The following is a 16,309-nucleotide window of genomic DNA, read 5'->3' as shown; positions in this document are numbered from 1 at the left end:
ATTATCAGGGACTGACACTAAACTGTAACTCCTGCACTCTCGAAGCTCGCCATTTTGTTGTAAAACTGGGCAGCAGCTTTTAACAGAGGCAAGGCAAGAGCGGCTCCTGTTCCCTCCCCTAGCCGTAAACCAAGGTCGAGCAGAGGTTCTGCTTTTAGATGTTCCAATACAAATTTATGTCCATTTTCTTCAGAGCGATGGGCAAACAACATGTATTCACGCGTTTCTTCGTCTAACAACGTCGCAATATAAGCCGCTACCGATACGATAAACCCATCCACTAAAACTGGAGTTTTAAGCCGCTTGGCTTCTAAAAAAGCGCCCACTATCTGTACGATTTCAAAGCCCCCAACCTGTGCGAGAATCGCTTTGGTATCAAGACCTCGACATCGGTTTACCCCCTGTGCTACCAGTTTATATTTGCGGCTCAACTGCTGTTGATTGATTCCGGTGCCAACGCCAACACAATAATCAATATCTAATGAGCTCAGTGCCGATAACAGTGCTGAGGCCGAACTGGTATTACCGATGCCCATCTCACCGAACATCAAGAGGTTTGAACCATGCAAAAATGGTTTGCTCAGCAATCTTCGCACCATATTCTAAACCTAACGCCACTTGTTCTGGGGACATCGCTGATTGTTTAGAAAAATTAGCCGTACCGTTACCCAACCGTTGTTCAACCAAGTTGGGATGGGATTTAAATTCTGGAACCAGCACATCAATAGGAGCCAACATGCCGCAATCTATTACTTTGAGTTGAATGCCATTAATGTCGCAAAAACAGTTGATGGCTGCGCCGCCAGCGAGAAAGTTAGCCACCATTTGTTGAGTGACTTCGCTTGGCGCAATGCTCACACCCTCCTCTGCAACGCCGTGATCTCCAGCAAATACCAGCATGCTCGGTTTGCAGATAGCGATGGAATCAACTGGCTGAGGTTTATCCTGACTTTGAATAAGAGCTAACTGCAGTGCCACCTTTTCCAATAAGCCTAAAGAACCGACGGGTTTGGTTTTGTTATCTATGCGTGCTTGTATCTCCGCAGCAAAAGAGTCATCCATTTTTTACGTTCCTTTGATGTTGTCTGGGTGAGAGGTGTTCTGTTGTTCAAGAGGTCTTGTTCAGCGACAGTTTTTGCGCGCCCACTATTGTATACACTTGCATCCAATTGGGGCAGCGCTAATCAAGTTTATCTCAGGATAGTCTGCCGAGTTCGCAGAGCGTCTCACCTTTCTTGCACGAGATTATAAGTAACTCGTTGAAATCCGCTACAATAGCTTAGACTATGTTCCCATATAGGAGAAAAGATATGGATAACAACACCTGCGCAATCATCGCCGGTGCAACTGGCTTAGTAGGCTCAAAAGTCATTGCAAACCTCATAAATCAATCAGGTGTTGGAACATTATATTATCTTTCTCGCCGCCCACTCGATGGCGTCCTAGATGTGGACAACAAGCTTATTCCTCTCATTGATGCAGACCTTTCTATCCACCAATGGGATGAGAACCAACCAACACCAACCATCGGCTTTATCTGTTTAGGCACGACCCTTAAGCAAGCAGGCAGTAAGGATAATTTGCGTAGAGTAGATGTTGATCTGGTGTGTAAAGTCGCCCAACAAATGAAAACAATCGGAGTCAAACGCCTTGCGGTTGTTTCTAGCCTCGGTGCAAATAGTAAATCGCCATCCCATTACTTAGCTTGTAAAGGACAAATGGAACAACGAATCGAAGCTATGGATTTTGAGGAAATCGTATTTGTTCGCCCAGGCCCGCTTGTTGGTCAACGTCAAAGCCCAAGAATGGACGAGAAGTTAGTACAAACTCTGTTTAAGGTAATTCGCCCATTCATGCTTGGCAAACTGTCCAACTTTTTACCGATTCGAGCAGAAGATGTCGCCAAAGCGATGGTTTATCAACTTTTCAGTTATCAAGAAGACTCGGTGGTTTACTTACAAAGGAAAGAAATGCGTGACTTACTGCATCACTACGAATAACCATTTTGTACAATTAACGTGCTAATTCACGCTCTCACGCGACTTAGATCTCGTTTTTATATTCATTTTAGATCTAGCTAATACCCGTTTGTCATTTTTAAAGTTATATCACGAGCGTTATCTTACGCCCCATAAACAAATCCGTATAAAACCCCGTATAAAAACAACCGCCATTTCGGCAGGTTGATAAGGTCAGATTATGAATTTTGCAGTGATAGCCTCTCTAGCCGTCTTTGTTGGCATATTGTTCTTTCTATTTAACCAACAACAAAAGAAACACACACTCTCTCGTCTCGTTTTAATCGGTCTTGTTACCGGTTCTCTTTTTGGTCTTGCTTTGCAACTCATTCACGGTGAAGGCAACAGCGCAATTGCTCAAACACTTGAATGGGTAGGCATTGTAGGCAGTGGCTACGTTGGTCTACTGAAAATGGTCATCATGCCACTGGTGTTGGTATCGATGATCTCTGCAGTTGTTAAATTGGAGAAAGGTGGATCATTAGGTAAAATTTCTGGCCTGACCATCTCTGTTCTTCTAGTAACGACTGCAATTGCTGCACTCATCGGTATCTTGGTGACAACAACATTTGGCCTTTCAGCAGAAGGTTTAACTGAAGGCGCGCGTGAAACCGCTCGTATCGCCGTTTTAGAAAGCCGTGCCGGTACAGTAAGTGACTTAACTATTCCTCAAATGCTAGTTAGCTTCATTCCAACCAACCCATTTGCTGATCTAACAGGTGCTCGCTCGACATCAATTATCGCTGTTGTGATTTTCGGCGTGTTAACTGGTATCGCCGCTCGTAAAGTGATGATGGAAAAAGCAGAGTTGGAATCACCGATTCGTACTTTCGTAGAAGCTGCTCAATCTATCGTTATGCGATTAGTGAAGATGATCATGGCCCTAACGCCATACGGCATCGCAGCACTGATGGCAAAAGTGGTAGCGACATCAAGCGCAGGCGACATCCTAAACCTACTTGGCTTTATTGTGGCGTCTTATGTTGCTATCGCACTGATGTTTGTTGTTCATGGCGTATTGGTCTCTTTTGTTGGCGTTAGCCCTGCGGAATACTTTAAGAAAATCTGGCCTGTACTGACCTTCGCGTTTACATCTCGTAGCTCAGCAGCAACAATTCCACTAAACGTAGAAGCGCAAATCACCAAGCTTAACGTACCACCAGCGATTGCAAACCTATCAGCATCGTTTGGTGCCACTATCGGCCAAAACGGCTGTGCGGGTATCTATCCTGCAATGCTTGCAGTGATGGTAGCTCCAACAATGGGTATCAACCCACTTGATCTACACTTTATCCTGTCATTGATTGCGATTATCACCATCAGCTCATTTGGTATTGCAGGTGTCGGCGGCGGTGCGACGTTTGCAGCCTTGATTGTTCTTCCTGCAATGGGCTTACCTGTGACCATCGCGGCACTGCTTATCTCTATTGAACCACTGATTGACATGGCACGTACCGCACTAAACGTTTCAGGCTCAATGACTGCGGGTACAATTGCTAGCCGAGTGCTGAAGTCACCAGAAAGTGAAGCAACATTGGAAGAAACACGAGCATAGAACTCAAATTCCTTCCAAAGCGATAAAACGTAAAATATCAAGCCGATGGTTCGCCATCGGCTTTTTTCATTTTCAAAAATTCAACTTGCATCTTTCGTTGCTAGTCAAGGCGTTGAATGGTCTAATACTGTCATCGGTTTTGTAAACGGTAAGCAGAATGCACCAAGATAATCAGCCCACTTTTTTCTTCTTTGATTATGAGACATGGGGAACCAACCCCGCGAAAGATCGCCCAAGCCAGTTTGCTGGTGTTCGTACAGATGAAAACTTTAATATCATCGGCGAGCCTTTAGTCATGTACTGTCAACCACCGGCTGATTATCTTCCGTCTCCTGAAGCTGCGCTTATTACTGGTATTACTCCGCAAAAAACGGTTCAAGAAGGCCTTTCTGAGCCAGAGTTTATCGCTAAGATTCACACTGAACTCGCGAGACCAAATACCACCAGTTTAGGCTACAACAGCATTCGCTTTGATGACGAAGTGACCCGTTATACTTGTTATCGCAACTTTATCGATCCATACGCATGGAGTTGGCAAAACGGTAACTCACGTTGGGATTTACTCGATGTACTACGCGCTTGCCATGCCCTTCGCCCAGAAGGCGTAGAATGGCCAGAAAACGAAGATGGCTTCACTAGCTTTAAATTAGAACACTTGTCTGTGGCTAACGGCATAGAACATAGTAACGCGCACGATGCCATGGCAGATGTGGTTGCGACTATCGAAATGGCAAAGAAAGTAAAAGCAGCGCAACCAAAATTGTTTGATTACTTTTTTTCTATGCGCCAAAAGCGCAAGCTCAATGATTTAGTCGACATCGTCAACATGACACCGTTGATGCACGTTTCAGGCATGCTAGGGCGCGAATGTCAGTACACTAGCTGGATTGTGCCTGTTGCTTGGCATCCAACCAATAATAACGCCGTTATCACCATCGATTTAGCGAAAGACCCTCAACCTATTCTTGAGCTATCCGCAGAAGAGCTGCACGAAAGACTCTACACGAAGCGCGAAGATCTTGGTGAATTGCTACCAGTGCCAGTTAAACTAGTTCATTTGAACAAATGCCCTATTCTCGCCCCTGCAAAAACGTTAACGGCTGAAAATGCAGAGTCTATTGGCATTGATCGCCAACAATGTCTCGCCAATCTCGCTTTGTTGCGCCAACATCCTGAAATTAGAGAAAAGCTGATTAGCCTCTTTTCCGTCGAGCGTAAATTCGATAAAAGTGATGACGTCGATACACAGCTTTACGACGGGTTCTTTTCTCCGGCTGATCGCGCAGCTATGGATATCATTCGAGAAACCGACCCGAATAATCTTGCTGCATTAGACATTGAATTTGATGACAAGCGTATTAAACCTCTATTGTTCCGCTATCGTGCGCGTAACTTCCCAGGCACATTAGACGAGCAAGAACAAAGACGCTGGGCACTACACTGTCGAGAAGTGTTTGAAAGCCAAATTGAAGAGTACATGCTGAATTTAGAAAACTTAGTTCACGAACATGAAAGTGACGAAAAGAAGATTGCGATATTAAAATCCGTGTACCGTTATGTAGAGAGCTTAGCTTCCTAACTCCTCCTAATACAAGCGCACCTTATGGTGTGCTTGTTGTTTATATACTGTCAAAATGATTAAAGAACGATTCTTACAACTGATCCAACTGCTCATTTCAATCTTCCTCATCATGGGAGCACTTGGCATCGGAATTACCATTCAAAAGTTCACTGGCGTTTCCGTTCCAGGAAGTGTCATCGGTATGCTCGTACTGTTTTTCTCCATGACTCTTGGGCTTGTAAAAGTCGACTGGGTCAAACCGGGCGCCACGCTATTTATCCGCTATATGATCTTATTGTTCGTTCCTATCAGCGTCGGATTAATGCAGCATTTCGACCTACTACTCGCCAATGCGCTCCCTATCATCGCTAGCGCGGTTGGCGGTTCACTCATTGTACTGGTCAGCCTCGCTTGGCTGCTAGATTACTTGCTACAGGAGAAACACTGATATGTGGTTAGTTGTTACCATTGCGGTTTTTCTTATCGCTCGTCAAATCGCAATCAAAGTGAACAATCCTCTAGCAAACCCTTTGCTGATCAGTATCGCAGTGCTCATTCCTTTGCTTACTTACTTAAATGTGCCATTTGAAACGTATTATGCGGATAACGAAGGAATTAGCTTTTTGCTTCAACCTGCTGTAGTTGCTCTGGCTTATCCACTATATGAACAACTACCACAAATTAAAGCAAACTGGCGAATCATCACTTTCGCTTGCACAGTAGGCAGTGTGATGTCGATGATGACAACCACCTTGTTCGCAGTCGCTTTCAAAGCGGATATCAGTTTAATCGCAAGTCTAGTGGGTAAATCCGTCACTACGCCAATAGCAATGGAAATTTCGAGTCACCTCGGTGGTGAAGCAGCCGTTGCGGCGATCTTGGTTCTGATTGTTGGTTTATTGGGCGCGATTTTGGCATACCCAATTTACAACTTAATTGGAATTAAACACCCGATTGCACGTGGCCTAACAATGGGTACCGTGTCTCATGCCTTAGGCACCGCGACATGTGCAGAGAAACAGCCCATAGATGCCGCGTTCTCATCACTCGCATTGGTTTTATGTGGGATCATAACTTCTATTTTGGCTCCAAGTTTTTTTGCTTTGGCGGTCTGGCTATATCAATAGTTAAGCGCTCTCGGTCTGCCCTCCTTCCGGCAGGCCGTAGCCTTTACGTTTCTTACTTATCCCTTTTCAAAACCCTATCTTATCTATCAAACTCACCCAGTAATATCGTGAAGGGACTTGACTGAGATATACATTCATAGCATTAGCATTCTAGCTGCTACCACTCGCTCTAGATTACGTAAGTATAAAGTAGCATAGCGGTAAAAGTCGCGTTGGTAACATACTCCTGCTCCTTGGTCATATGAATATATACTGATATGGTTAATTGTGAGACGGAGATAACGCTTCACACCTGTGCAATCGAATACATGTGTGAGCTCACTCTAATTATGTAACAGAATTATCAATTGCATTATTTATCGTGATCTAACGCACGGAACATTTCTATCTTTCACATAGAATAACTGTCCATGCAATAACAAGGATTCAACATGAAAAGTCGCATTGAACAGGCGCTAGCAGGCGCTCCAGAAGCACTTTCCAAACAACTTGCTCCTATCATCCAAGCTGATGATTTTGATGCTACGCTTTCAGTTCAACAATTTGAGCAGTTGCTTTCAGCTACCGGTCTATCAGACAAAGAGCTTCGTGTTGCGCTACTTCCTTTTGCCGCAGCGTACTCCTATGCTCCCCTTTCTGACTTTTATGTCGGCGCTATCGTTCGTGGTCTTTCAGGTCGCCTTTACTTCGGTGCCAACATGGAATTCTTTGGTGTACAGTTGGGTCAAACGGTTCACGCAGAGCAGTCTGCGATTAGCCATGCTTGGATGAAAGGCGAACGTGGTGTTAAGGATATCACTATCAACTTCAGCCCATGTGGTCACTGCCGCCAGTTCATGAATGAGTTATCTACCGCAAACGAGCTTAAAATCCAGCTCCCAGAACGTGAAGAAAAGTCACTTCATGAATACCTGCCTGAAGCCTTTGGACCAAACGATCTCGGTATCGAGTCCGGCTTAATGGCAGAAGTTAAACACCAATTCTCATGTGATGATGAAGACGCACTCATCCAAAGTGCAGTTGAAGCGATGAACATGAGCCACTCTCCATACACCAACAACTTGAGTGGTTTAGCATTAGAGATGACTAGCGGCCGTGTATTCCAAGGCGCTTATGCAGAAAATGCAGCGTTTAATCCTAGCTTGCCACCGCTACAAGTTGCGCTAATCCAAGTTTTACTTGCGGGTGAAACCTTTGACAGCATCAAAGCCGCTGCATTGGTAGAAAACTCTGAAGGTAAGATCAGTCACTTAGCCGATACGCAATCAACGTTGGAAGCGTTGAATCCAGATATTCCGCTTAGTTTTGTCAACGTATAAACGACAAATTCAACAAAAAGCTCTACAACATGTAGAGCTTTTTTATTACCTAAAAACCAAAAGCAAACGTTTGCTTTGTCATAAAACTTCAGTATGATCTCCTGCAATTTCTGTCTCATCACTCTATTTTGTAAGGGAACACTATGTTTGGCACTGCAACTAGCGCAAATGCTACCCGTGTATTACTTTTAGGCTCTGGCGAACTCGGTAAAGAAGTCGCCATTGAATGCCAGAGACTTGGTTTAGAAGTGATTGCTTGTGATCGCTATGCCAATGCTCCAGCGATGCAAGTCGCTCACCGTAGTTATGTTATCGACATGTTAGATGGGAACGCCTTAGAAGAAGTTATTACGAAGGAACAACCTACTTACGTCGTACCAGAAATTGAAGCCATCGCAACCGGCAAACTGGTAGAGCTTGAAGAAAAAGGACTGAATGTTGTTCCAACCGCTAAGGCAACCAGGCTAACAATGAATCGTGAAGGTATCCGACGTTTGGCAGCAGAAGAACTGGAATTGACGACTTCACCTTATCGTTTTGCAGATAACTTTGAAGACTTCAAAGCCGCGGTTGAACATGTGGGTATTCCGTGCGTGGTGAAGCCAGTGATGAGCTCTTCCGGTAAAGGGCAAAGTGTTATCAAGACCGAAGACGACGTTACAAAAGCATGGGATTACGCTCAGGAAGGCGGACGTACGGGTGCAGGTCGCGTTATCGTGGAAGGTTTTATCGACTTCGATTACGAAATCACTTTATTGACCATCAGAGCCGTTGACGGTGTGCATTTCTGTGCTCCAATTGGTCATCGTCAGGAAGATGGCGACTACCGCGAATCATGGCAACCGCAAGCTATGTCAGAAAACGCAGTAAAAGCAGCTGAATACACGGCTGAGAAAGTGGTAAACGCGCTCGGTGGCTACGGCATCTTTGGTGTAGAGCTGTTTGTCAAAGGCGATAAAGTCATTTTCAATGAGGTCTCTCCTCGCCCTCACGATACGGGTATGGTTACAATGATTTCGCAGGAAATGTCTGAGTTTGCTCTCCACGTGCGCGCGTTTACCGGAATGCCAATTAATAATATTGTGCAATATGGCCCATCTGCGTCTGCTGTTATTCTTGGACAAGGGACTTCCACAAACATTCGCTTTGAAAACCTAAGCAAAGCTTTAGCTCAACCTCAAACACAAGTTCGTCTATTCGGTAAGCCAGAAATCGATGGTCGCCGCCGTTTAGGTGTTGTCCTTACGCGACGAAAAACCACCGAAGAAGCCGTTCAAGATGCTGTTGAAAGTGCTTCAAAAGTGAATATCATTTATTAAATACGAACCACTCATACAAAAATAGCGCAGCTCAAATTGCTGCGCTATTTCGTGTTCCAAACCGAAGAGAGCCTATTCACTCTCGATTAAGTACACTTCTTCAGAGAAGCGACTTAAGCCTTTTTTCGCAATTTTAGGATGATTCTCGTCAGCTTCATCTACGTTCAAACAAGTAACTTTGTAACCTGAAAATAACTGCTCAATCTCTTCGACCGGCACGCTAAATGGAGGCCCCGCCATCTCTTCTTGAGGATAGTTGAGTGTAACAAGCAAAATACGACCGCCTGGGTTCAAAAGTTGCTTGAGACGCTCTACATACTCCTCTCGCATATCTTGCGGTAAAGCAACCAACGCGGCGCGATCATAAATGATATCGGCTTGAGATACTGGTGCAGTGAAAAAGTCCCCAGTATAAATAGAGAGCTCATCAAATTGATAAAGCTCGTGCATGCCATTAAGAGGCGTTACCGTTGGCGTGTAAAAATGTTCAGCAAAAAAGGCACGCACAGCAATATGGCTTAGCTCAACGCCTTCAACCGAATCATGCTTCATCGCTAGCCAAATCAAGTCTTCTGACTTTCCACATAAAGGAACTAACACTTTATCTTCACGCTTTGGATTAGTGTGTTTCCAATATACTGGTAATAGCGGGTTTACATCTTCCAAGTGAAATCCGATTTGATTGCTGGCCCATTTGTTATGCCAAAATTCTTGGTCTCTCATTTTACTTTCTACTTGTCGGCTGTTTTCATTTTGAGAGGTAAGACTAACGTTTTTTTTCAATTTGTCTATGCCGTTCATCTTTGGTTAATACTGCGGTGATAGGATGTAATCGGTCTCATAGGAGACGCGCCTTTATCTGATAATCAGAATAAAGAAAAGAGAAATGGTGATCTAACGCACGATTCTACTTCAAGATAAAACTGAAACCTTGGAATCTTTCGTAATGGCCCCATTTATAAGTTAGTACCTGATTTGCCGAACTTAGCGACCTTTATGTTCCCTATTTTCTAAGTACAAGCAAGTTAAGGAGAGTGAATGAGCTTATTTCTTCGTACTACAGCATTGATGCTTTTGGTACTTAGCCGTGCACCGGCATTTGCCGCACTTCCAATTACCCCTGCACCTAGTGGCGAACAAAATCGTTCAACCAGCCAAAACGAAGTTTGTTCGAAACTTTTTAAACACAGCCTTAGCGGTTTATACGGCATTCAGTCAATCGACACCACGCCAACTCAGCCATATTCTGACTTCGACATTCTTTACAGCAAAGCACACCAAGCACAATTTGAACTTGAAACTATCTGTAAAAGTACCGCACTTCTTAATGACGCTCAGCCATACTTCGCAGGTGTAAAATCCAAACAACGAGCAGAAGAAAAGATAGCTTTAGAATTAGGTGGGAAAGTTGAACGTATTACTGACCTAGCACGTGCAACGATTGTAGCTGAAGACGTCGCCAGCTTAGTCTCCATTTATGAAACGTTAGAGCGTGAAACAACGATTGTGAAAGTAAAAAATCGATTCAAAAAACCTGGCCCTTCAGGATATAGAGACTTGAACTTGCTCGTTCGTTTACCAAAAACAAACCTAGTAGCCGAAGTTCAACTGCACTTGAAAGCAATCGCAGATGTAAAAAGCGGTCCCGAACACGACCTATACGAAAAAATCCAGAAACTAGAACGTCAAGCGATGTTGGAAAAACGTGAGCTAAGCGAAATAGAGCTTGCCTCTATTCGCAACATGCGTACACAGTCTAAGAACTTGTACCAACAAGCATGGCAACCATACTTAACAACGCATCTAGAAGCGGCGTAACCGATATCATTAAGCGTCTCTCATAAACAGAAAAACCACCGCATTGCGGTGGTTTTCATTTGTATGCACACGAATTTTACGCAAAAAAAGACCACGCCTTAGCGTGATCCATTTATTCGGCTTACTGTACTTTCTTCAGGTTTTCTACACGAGCTTTTAACTTCTGACCCGGGCGAAAAGTCACTACACGTCGAGCAGTAATTGGAATATCTTCACCAGTTTTCGGGTTACGACCAGGTCGTTCATTCTTGTCACGAAGATCAAAGTTACCAAAACCTGACAGTTTTACCTGTTCGCCACTTTCCAGTGCCTTACGAATCTCTTCAAAGAACACTTCCACCGTTTCCTTGGCGTCCCGCTTACTAAATCCTAATTTATCAAACAGGTTTTCTGCCAGTTCGGCTTTTGTGAGCGCCATAAAACTTTCCTCAAAGCTATGTTAAACAATGCTACGTTAGTGTAGCGCCAGAGCAGTTTTACCCTACCAATTCAACAACATATCGGGGTTACATCAGGAAGTGTATGACAAGCTTATGATTTTCGCCAACTTTTTTCTTGGCGAACAAAAGGAATAGCACTACGTAAATTATTGTTAAACGCCAGAAATTTGATATTTTTGTTTTTGTTTCATCTTTATCAGGAAAAACATCCAGATTATAAAACTAAAAGTAGTTTAAATATCAACATTAAACACTATTTAATAAAAATATCAGATATTGGTTATTTAACAGACACTTGACATAGAACTTGTCGTAAATTCAGTGATTTGTATGTAACTCGATACGTAACAATTAGATTAAAAGGTATGACCACCTGTACTTTGCAACTGTGCTTAGAAAGCTTGATTAAACCCACGCTTCTCGCTGTTTAACGATGACGCCATATATAAAGATTGATAATGTGGAAGTTCGTGTATTTCCTCATTAGCTTCTTACACTGCTTCTAGGCGACCATGATTAATCAAATCATAAATATTCTTTTCCCTGTTTTTGCTCTTGTCGGAGTTGGCTATTTGGTCGGTCGTTACATCAAGCCTGACTTTCGCCCAATAAACCGCATTAATATTGAGGTATTTACGCCAGCACTGGTATTTTCGTCACTCGTTAGCATGCCGCTCGATTCAAATCAGGGGCCGCTTCTTTTGGCGGCAATTGTCGCGGTTTTAATTCCCGCACTACTCATGATCCCGGTATGTCGATGGACGTCACTCTCGTTTAAAACCTGGGCGCCACCACATATGTTTCGCAATAGCGGAAATCTAGCTATTCCTTTGTTTACCTATACGTTTGGAGAAATTGCGCTGTCGTCAGCAGTGCTTTTATTTGTCGTGTCAGCATGCTTGCATATCAGCTTAGGCGTAATGTTGCTTAGTCATGGCAACCCTTTTAAGCAAATAGTCAAGATGCCAATCTTTTTAGCAGCGTCGTTGGCTCTGTTTCTCAACGTGTCAAATGTGGGTGCATGGGCGCCTTTATACGAAGCCACGGCTCTACTTGGGCAAGCGGCCGTACCCGTGATGCTTTTATCTCTGGGGGCACAAATGTGTCATTTAAGGTTGGACGGTTTAAAGATTGGTGTGTTGTGTACCGTGCAGTCACTGGCAACTGGTGCTGTCGCTTTTGCACTTATTTATTGGTTAATTCCCCTTCCAACGATGCAATTGCAAATGATGGTGCTCTTCACAATGCTGCCGCCAGCCGTCATGAATTACCTATTTGCGGAAAGGCTGAATATAGAACCCATGAAAGTGGCGTCAATGGTACTATTTGGCAACTTTTTCAGCATTCTTACGCTACCTCTTCTGCTTAGCTATACCCTCTCACTCGCTGCCTAACCGCCAACAAGCTATCGTTAGCGTGTATTAGCTGAAAAACAATACGTTCCTAATCTCGGGTAAGGGCCATCCCTAGTTTGGTCTAGTATTTTAAAGTAATGAGGGATGGTGCGAGCAGTAAGGAACTTGAACAACGATAAGGTAATCCTAAAAATAAAAAACCCTGCCAAACTGGCAGGGTTTTCATTTCTTAAGAAGATACGTTACGCGAGATTAGTCACGCAGAGACGCACCAAACTTCTCAGAAACGTGAGCAACGATAGCGTCAACCGCACCAGCGATATCTGCATCTTCAAGCGTACGCTCAAGTGACTGTAGAGTCAGAGCGATTGCTAGGCTCTTCTTACCATCTTCAACGCCTTTACCTACGTAAACGTCGAACAGTTTCGCATCTTTAAGGAACTCGCCACCTTGCTCTAGACAAGCGTTAACAATGTCACCAGATGCAACAGCTTCATCCACTACTACCGCGATATCACGACGGTTTGAAGGGAATTTAGAAAGTGCTACCGCTTCTGGGATCACTTTGCTGTTAATTGCAGACCATTCGATTTCGAATACGATAGTACGACCATTTAGACCGAACTTACGCTCAAGCTCAGGGTGAACGGTACCGATCACGCCCACTTCTTTGCCATCTACGATGATTGCCGCAGATTGACCTGGGTGAAGTGCTGGGTTAGCTTTTTTGCTTTCAGGTGACAGTGCAGCGAAAGAGTACGCTTTTTCGTTCGCAGATAGCTCTAGAATCGCTTCTAGATCGCCCTTAAGGTCGAAGAAATCAACCGTGTTAGTTTCGATATCCCAATGTTCTTCACCGCGAGTACCAGCAATAACACCTGCAAGCATAGGCTCTTGGCGCATGCCGTTTTCTGCAGTTTCACATGGGATGAAACGTAGGCCGTATTCGAATAGACGAACGCGTGGCTGTTGACGCTTCTGGTTGTGAACAACCGTGTTCAGCAGACCTTGGATAAGACCAAGACGCATTGCTGACATGTCTGCAGAAATTGGGTTTGGAAGCACTAGAGGCTCAACACCAGGTACAACTAGCTTTTGTTGCTCAGGCTCAACGAAGCTGTATGTAATTGCTTCGTGGTAACCACGGTCAACAAGAAGATCACGAACGCGTTTCAGTGGAAGATCCGCTTCAACGTGGTTGTGCATCTTAAGTGCTGCTGCTGGGTGTTGGTTAGGAATGTTGTCATAACCGTAGATACGGCCAACTTCTTCAATCAGGTCTTGCTCGATAGCGATATCGAAACGCCATGTTGGCGCTACTGCCATCCAACCTTCTTCTGAAGCTTCAACAGTCAAACCTAGACGCTCTAGGATTTCTACTACGTCGCTATCTGCAATGTGGTGACCTAGCAGGTTGTCTAGCTTAGTACGACGTAGAGCAACTTTGTTTGGCTTAGGTAGGTCTGCTTCAGACTCTACTGCAACAACAGGTGCTACTTCACCGCCACAAATTTCAACAAGAAGCTGTGTTGCACGCTCCATTGCGCTCACTTGTAGTGCGTAATCCACACCACGCTCGAAACGCATTGAAGAGTCAGTGTGCAGACCGTAGCTGCGTGCGCGACCACGGATGTGGTCAGGTGCAAAGAATGCACACTCTAGTAGAACGTCTTTAGTCTCAGTTGTTACACCAGACTCTTCACCACCAAAGATACCTGCGATTGCAAGTGCTTTGTTGTGGTCAGCAACTACTAGTGTATCTGCGTTTAGTTCTGCTTCGTTGCCGTCAAGAAGCGTTAGCTTCTCACCTTGCTCTGCCATACGAACTACGATGCCACCTTCGATCTTCGCTAGATCGAATGCGTGCATTGGTTGGCCTTGCTCTAGAAGAACGTAGTTAGTGATGTCTACTACAGGGTCGATAGAGCGAATACCACAACGACGCAGTTTCTCTTGCATCCATAGTGGCGTTTCAGCTTGAACGTTTACGTTCTTAATAACACGACCTAGGTAACGAGGACACGCAGCTGGCGCTTTCACTTCGATAGACACTTTATCGTCGATTGAAGGGGCAACTGCTTCTACTGATGGCTCAGTCACGTCAGCACGGTTTAGTACGCCAACTTCACGAGCTAGACCACGAATGCTGAAACAGTCAGCGCGGTTTGCTGTTAGATCTACGTCTACTGTTACGTCGTCTAGACCTAGGAATTCACGGAAATCAGTACCGATTACAGCGTCTTCTGCTAGTTCCATGATGCCGTCTGACTCAACGTCGATACCTAGTTCAGTGAACGAACAAAGCATGCCGTGAGATGGCTGGCCACGTAGTTTCGCTTTTTTGATTTTGAAATCACCTGGAAGAACAGCACCAACTGTTGCGACTGCTACTTTCAGACCTTGGCGACAGTTAGGTGCGCCACAAACAATGTCTAGAAGCTCTTCTTCACCCACGTCAACTTTAGTTACGCGCAGTTTGTCTGCATCTGGGTGTTGGCCACATTCAACAACGTGACCGACTTTAACGCCAGTAAAAGAACCAGCAACAGGAAGAACCTCGTCTACCTCTAGGCCGGCCATTGTAATTTGGTGAGTTAGCTCGTCAGTAGTAACCGCAGGGTTTACCCACTCACGAAGCCATGATTCGCTGAATTTCATGTTGATGAACCCTCTGGATTACTTGAACTGTTTTAGGAAACGAAGATCGTTCTCGAAGAACGCACGTAGGTCGTTCACGCCGTAACGAAGCATTGTTAGACGCTCAACACCCATACCGAATGCGAAACCAGAGTATTTTTCAGGATCGATACCTACGCTACGTAGCACGTTCGGGTGAACCATACCGCAGCCTAGTACTTCTAACCATTTACCGTTTTTGCCTTTCACGTCTACTTCAGCTGAAGGCTCAGTGAATGGGAAGTAAGATGGACGGAAACGTACTTCTACTTCTTCTTCGAAGAAGTTACATAGGAAATCGTGCAGGATGCCTTTCAGCTGAGCAAAGTTTACGTTCTCATCAACCAGCATGCCTTCCACTTGGTGGAACATTGGCGTGTGCGTTTGGTCGTAGTCGTTACGGTATACACGGCCTGGTGCAATGAAACGGAATGGTGGTTTACCATTTTCCATCGTACGGATCTGTACGCCTGACGTATGAGTACGAAGCATCAAGTCTGGGTTGAAGAAGAAAGTATCGTGGTCAGTACGCGCTGGGTGATCAGCTGCGATGTTTAGCGCATCGAAGTTGTGGAATGCATCTTCGATCTCTGGGCCAGCCTCGGTGTTAAAACCAAGTTCGCCAAAGAACTTCTCAATACGCTCTACAGTACGAGTTACTGGGTGTAAACCACCGTTTTCAATACGACGACCTGGTAGTGTTACGTCGATTGTTTCTGCTGCTAGTTTCGCTTCAAGCTCAGCACGTTGTAGTGCATCTTTACGAGCTGCGATAGCTTGCTGAACTACGCCTTTCGCTTTGTTGATCTCTTGACCAGCTTCACGGCGTTCTTCTGGTGGTAGTTTGCCTAGGCTTTGAAGTTGAGCAGTTAGCTCACCTTTTTTACCCAGATACTGAACACGCACTTCATCAAGTGCGACTAGCGATTCGGCAGCTTCAATTGCAGTGCTCGCGCTAGCAATGATCTCTTCTAGATGTTGCATCGTTTCCTCATCTACCTGTAGGTAGTGTCCATAAGGGAGTGATTGGTTTTTTGATAGCTGTACATAGTAGCCAAACCGGGCACCAATGCCAAATTGAATTACGAAAAGAAGAGGTTATTGAATAAAAAGAGCACAAA

General features: G+C 44.7%; 13 protein-coding genes and 1 pseudogene. 9 read left to right on the top strand and 5 right to left on the bottom strand.

Annotation, left to right across the window (positions count from 1 at the left end; all coding sequences use genetic code 11):
• Nucleotides 1-17: 17 nt before the first annotated feature.
• Nucleotides 18-1,062, bottom strand: a pseudogene (cobT, locus tag N646_RS01645) (nicotinate-nucleotide--dimethylbenzimidazole phosphoribosyltransferase).
• Between the two features lie 248 nt (nt 1,063-1,310).
• On the opposite strand from cobT, the gene N646_RS01640 reads away from it, so the two are divergent.
• The 7 genes from N646_RS01640 to purT all read left to right on the top strand — a co-directional run bounded on the left by N646_RS01640 (nt 1,311) and on the right by purT (nt 8,899).
• Complete coding sequence (locus N646_RS01640) at nt 1,311-2,000, top strand: NAD(P)H-binding protein (RefSeq protein ID WP_017820877.1); 690 nt, start codon at nt 1,311-1,313, stop codon at nt 1,998-2,000.
• Nucleotides 2,001-2,199: 199 nt separating this feature from the next.
• On the top strand, nt 2,200-3,573 hold the full coding sequence (locus N646_RS01635; RefSeq protein ID WP_005377885.1) for an L-cystine transporter: 1,374 nt from the start codon (nt 2,200-2,202) through the stop codon (nt 3,571-3,573).
• 157 nt (nt 3,574-3,730) lie between these two features.
• Nucleotides 3,731-5,152 (top strand): exodeoxyribonuclease I, encoded by a 1,422-nt coding sequence (gene sbcB / locus N646_RS01630; protein ID WP_017820876.1) that lies wholly within the window; start codon nt 3,731-3,733, stop codon nt 5,150-5,152.
• 55 nt (nt 5,153-5,207) lie between these two features.
• Nucleotides 5,208-5,582, top strand: coding sequence for a CidA/LrgA family protein (locus N646_RS01625; protein WP_005377887.1), 375 nt, complete (start codon nt 5,208-5,210; stop codon nt 5,580-5,582).
• 1 nt (nt 5,583) lies between these two features.
• Nucleotides 5,584-6,261: an LrgB family protein gene (locus N646_RS01620; RefSeq protein ID WP_017820875.1), complete on the top strand. Its 678-nt coding sequence runs from the start codon at nt 5,584-5,586 to the stop codon at nt 6,259-6,261.
• 431 nt (nt 6,262-6,692) lie between these two features.
• On the top strand, nt 6,693-7,580 hold the full coding sequence (gene cdd, locus N646_RS01615; protein WP_005377892.1) for a cytidine deaminase: 888 nt from the start codon (nt 6,693-6,695) through the stop codon (nt 7,578-7,580).
• Nucleotides 7,581-7,723: 143 nt separating this feature from the next.
• A complete protein-coding gene (gene purT / locus N646_RS01610) occupies nt 7,724-8,899 on the top strand; it encodes a formate-dependent phosphoribosylglycinamide formyltransferase (RefSeq protein WP_021033842.1) in 1,176 nt (391 codons plus the stop codon).
• A gap of 72 nt (nt 8,900-8,971) precedes the next feature.
• Here the strand turns inward: purT and N646_RS01605 are convergent, their stop codons facing one another.
• Nucleotides 8,972-9,622, bottom strand: coding sequence for a thiopurine S-methyltransferase (locus tag N646_RS01605; RefSeq protein ID WP_021707633.1), 651 nt, complete (start codon nt 9,620-9,622; stop codon nt 8,972-8,974).
• A gap of 315 nt (nt 9,623-9,937) precedes the next feature.
• On the opposite strand from N646_RS01605, the gene N646_RS01600 reads away from it, so the two are divergent.
• Nucleotides 9,938-10,717: a nucleotidyltransferase family protein gene (locus tag N646_RS01600; RefSeq protein WP_017821825.1), complete on the top strand. Its 780-nt coding sequence runs from the start codon at nt 9,938-9,940 to the stop codon at nt 10,715-10,717.
• Nucleotides 10,718-10,838: 121 nt separating this feature from the next.
• Here N646_RS01600 and ihfA read toward each other — a convergent pair whose 3' ends face one another.
• The gene (ihfA, locus tag N646_RS01595; RefSeq protein WP_005377899.1) at nt 10,839-11,135 is read right to left on the bottom strand and encodes an integration host factor subunit alpha; all 297 of its coding nucleotides are present in this window, start codon (nt 11,133-11,135) and stop codon (nt 10,839-10,841) included.
• 534 nt (nt 11,136-11,669) lie between these two features.
• Here ihfA and N646_RS01590 point away from each other — a divergent pair.
• Nucleotides 11,670-12,551: an AEC family transporter gene (locus N646_RS01590; RefSeq protein WP_005377901.1), complete on the top strand. Its 882-nt coding sequence runs from the start codon at nt 11,670-11,672 to the stop codon at nt 12,549-12,551.
• Nucleotides 12,552-12,764: 213 nt separating this feature from the next.
• On the opposite strand, the gene pheT is transcribed toward N646_RS01590, so the two are convergent.
• Entirely contained in the window at nt 12,765-15,170 is a 2,406-nt protein-coding gene (gene pheT / locus N646_RS01585) for a phenylalanine--tRNA ligase subunit beta (RefSeq protein WP_017821824.1), read from the bottom strand.
• Nucleotides 15,171-15,188: 18 nt separating this feature from the next.
• Complete coding sequence (pheS, locus tag N646_RS01580; protein ID WP_005385470.1) at nt 15,189-16,172, bottom strand: phenylalanine--tRNA ligase subunit alpha; 984 nt, start codon at nt 16,170-16,172, stop codon at nt 15,189-15,191.
• Nucleotides 16,173-16,309: the final 137 nt, after the last annotated feature.

It is taken from the genome of Vibrio alginolyticus NBRC 15630 = ATCC 17749, assembly GCF_000354175.2.
Classification (GTDB): Bacteria; Pseudomonadota; Gammaproteobacteria; order Enterobacterales; family Vibrionaceae; genus Vibrio; species Vibrio alginolyticus.
Note: the sequence above shows the minus strand (reverse complement) of the source record. Positions and strands in the feature narration are given on the sequence as shown.

Coding starts and splice junctions, on each gene's coding strand:
- N646_RS01640 (WP_017820877.1), top strand. CDS start 1,311: ATGGATAACAACACCTGCGCAATCATCGCCGGTGCAACTGGCTTAGTA.
- N646_RS01635 (WP_005377885.1), top strand. CDS start 2,200: ATGAATTTTGCAGTGATAGCCTCTCTAGCCGTCTTTGTTGGCATATTG.
- sbcB (WP_017820876.1), top strand. CDS start 3,731: ATGCACCAAGATAATCAGCCCACTTTTTTCTTCTTTGATTATGAGACA.
- N646_RS01625 (WP_005377887.1), top strand. CDS start 5,208: ATGATTAAAGAACGATTCTTACAACTGATCCAACTGCTCATTTCAATC.
- N646_RS01620 (WP_017820875.1), top strand. CDS start 5,584: ATGTGGTTAGTTGTTACCATTGCGGTTTTTCTTATCGCTCGTCAAATC.
- cdd (WP_005377892.1), top strand. CDS start 6,693: ATGAAAAGTCGCATTGAACAGGCGCTAGCAGGCGCTCCAGAAGCACTT.
- purT (WP_021033842.1), top strand. CDS start 7,724: ATGTTTGGCACTGCAACTAGCGCAAATGCTACCCGTGTATTACTTTTA.
- N646_RS01605 (WP_021707633.1), bottom strand. CDS start 9,622: ATGAGAGACCAAGAATTTTGGCATAACAAATGGGCCAGCAATCAAATC.
- N646_RS01600 (WP_017821825.1), top strand. CDS start 9,938: ATGAGCTTATTTCTTCGTACTACAGCATTGATGCTTTTGGTACTTAGC.
- ihfA (WP_005377899.1), bottom strand. CDS start 11,135: ATGGCGCTCACAAAAGCCGAACTGGCAGAAAACCTGTTTGATAAATTA.
- N646_RS01590 (WP_005377901.1), top strand. CDS start 11,670: ATGATTAATCAAATCATAAATATTCTTTTCCCTGTTTTTGCTCTTGTC.
- pheT (WP_017821824.1), bottom strand. CDS start 15,170: ATGAAATTCAGCGAATCATGGCTTCGTGAGTGGGTAAACCCTGCGGTT.
- pheS (WP_005385470.1), bottom strand. CDS start 16,172: ATGCAACATCTAGAAGAGATCATTGCTAGCGCGAGCACTGCAATTGAA.